3 protein-coding genes are annotated in these 2,492 nt (G+C 62.8%); all 3 read left to right on the top strand.

The window, feature by feature from the left end; translation table 11 throughout:
• A partial coding sequence (locus VF497_RS09955) for an ABC transporter ATP-binding protein (protein ID WP_330888201.1) occupies positions 1 to 574 on the top strand: 574 nt, incomplete at its 5' end.
• A 14-nt stretch (positions 575 to 588) separates the two neighbouring features.
• The gene (locus tag VF497_RS09960; protein ID WP_330888204.1) at positions 589 to 2,007 is read left to right on the top strand and encodes a hypothetical protein; all 1,419 of its coding nucleotides are present in this window, start codon (positions 589 to 591) and stop codon (positions 2,005 to 2,007) included.
• Positions 2,004 to 2,492 (top strand): Gfo/Idh/MocA family oxidoreductase (locus tag VF497_RS09965; protein ID WP_330888206.1); only part of this gene is annotated, 489 nt, incomplete at its 3' end. The genes VF497_RS09960 and VF497_RS09965, both read left to right, overlap by 4 nt.

Here is a 2,492-nt window from a genome sequence, read left to right on the forward strand (position 1 = left end):
GGTCGACGGTGAGCCGGTGACGAAGCCGCACGGCAATGTCGGCATCGTGTTCCAGAACGCGCTGCTGCTGCCGTGGCGCAACATCCTCTCCAACGTGATGCTGCCGATCGACATGAAGCAGCTCGCCCGGGACAAATATCTCGCCCGCGCCAAGGCGCTGCTGAAGCTGGTCGGGCTCGAGGGTTTTGAGAAGAAGCTGCCCTGGCAGCTGTCCGGCGGCATGCAGCAGCGTGCCTCGATCTGCCGCGCGCTCGTGCACGATCCCAAGATCATGCTGATGGACGAGCCGTTCGGCGCGCTCGACGCCATGACGCGCGAGCGGATGAATGTCGAGCTGATGCGGATCCAGCGCGAGACCGGCAAGACGGTGCTTCTGATCACGCACTCGATTCCCGAGGCCGTGTTCCTCGCGGACCGCGTGCTTGTCATGACCGAGCGCCCCGGCGCGATTGCCGCGATCTACGACGTGCCGATGCCACGGCCGCGCTCGCTCGAGACGATGTCCGATCCCGTCTTCACCGAGCTGGTGCAGCGGATCCGCAAGCATTTCTTCACGCAGGGATCGTTGGACTAACACCCGAGCCTTCAATGCCGCTTCGCCTCAAAGTCAACGATATCGCCTTCTTCGAACGGCCGCTGGTGTTCGCCCGGCCGTTCCGTTTCGGCGCGGTGACGATCACCGCGTCGACGCAGCTGTTCGTGCGGGTCGAGATCGAGGTGGAGGGCAAGGGCCGCGCGAGCGGCGCAAGCGCCGAAATGCTGGCGCCGAAATGGTTCGACAAGCGGCCGCATCTGACGGCCGAGCAGACGGTTGACGAGCTCCGCCGCGCGCTCGCAATCGCGCGCGAGCTCTATCTGGCAAACAAGGGTTTTGATACTGCGTTCGGCCTGCACGCTGCTTGCATTGGCGCCCAAGTTGACGCTTGCGCGAAAGAGGACATTCCCCCGCTCGCCGCAGCTTTTGGTCCGGCGGAGATCGACAAGGCCGTTCTCGATGCATTGCTGCGTTGCGCCGGCGCGAATTTCTTCGATGGCATGGCCGGCAACATCGCCGGCATCGATGCGAGATTGTCGCCCGATTTGCAAGACGACGATGTCGCGAGGGTCCTCATACTAGCTAACGAATACCGCAACCACCGGATTCCGATCCGCCATACGGTCGGGCTCGATGACAAGATCGAAGGCGAGGGCGGGGTCGCAGACGTTAGGGAAAATAGTGGCGCGCGCTATTTCAAGCTCAAGCTCAATGGCGATCCGGAGCACGACGCGGCGCGATTGATCAGCATCGGAAAAGAGCTGACTTCGCTTCCTTATGACTACGGCGTCACGCTGGACGCAAACGAGCAATACGCCGATATCGCTGGGCTCAGTGCGCTCGTCGATCGCCTTGAGCGTGATCCCGCCCTGATCCCGATCATGAGGAAATTGTGCTACATCGAGCAGCCGATGCCGCGCGATGTGACCTGGCAATCGCCGCTCGGCGCGCTCAGCCGCCGTGATTTCATCATCGACGAAGCCGATGATGGCTACGGCGCTTTATTGGCCGCGAGGTCACTCGGCTATCACGGGATTTCGTCCAAGTCGTGCAAGGGGCTCTACAAGTCGATCGTCAACATGACGCGCATTGCGAAGTGGAACGATGACGGTGCGGAATGCGTCATTTGCTGTGAGGATCTCACCTGCCAGGCTGGCCTGGCCGTGCAGCAGGATTTGGCGCTGGGCGCGCTGATTTTGATCGGCGTCCCCCATGCCGAACGCAACGGCCACCATTACGTCGACGGCTTTGCCGACACGCCGACCGACGAAGCCGACGCTTTCCTCACCGCGCATCCGGATCTCTACACGCGCGCAGGCGGCAAGGTCCGCCTTGCGATCCATGACGGCGATCTGCTGACGGGGTCGATCGCCGCAGCATCAGGCTTTGCCAGTTTCGTCCATCCGGACTGGTCCACCATGCAGCCGCTCAAGCGGCCAACACCACGCGTTTCGCAGGAGCAGAAAGTATGACGACCAAACGCCTCGGCCTGATCATGAACGGCATTACGGGCCGGATGGGTCTCAACCAGCACCTGATCCGCTCGATCGTCGCGATCCGCGAGCAGGGCGGCGTGCAGCTCGCGAACGGCGACCGCATCATGCCCGACCCGATCCTGGTCGGCCGCGATGCCGAGAAGGTCGCTAGCCTGGCCAAGCGCTACGGCATCGAGCGCCACACCACCGATCTCGATCGCGCGCTGGCCGACAAGAATGACACCGTGTTCTTCGACGCGGCCACGACGCAGGCGCGGCCCTCGTTGCTGACCAAGGCGATCAACGCCGGCAAGCATGTCTATTGCGAGAAGCCGATCGCAACCAATCTCGAGGAAGCCGTTGCGGTCGTGAAGCTCGCCAATGCCAAAGGCCTCAAGCACGGCACGGTGCAGGACAAGCTGTTCCTGCCGGGCCTGAAGAAGCTCGCCTTCCTGCGCGACTCCGGCTTCTTCGGCCGCATG

The organism is Rudaea sp. (genome assembly GCF_036383415.1).
Taxonomy (GTDB): domain Bacteria; phylum Pseudomonadota; class Gammaproteobacteria; order Xanthomonadales; family Rhodanobacteraceae; genus Rudaea.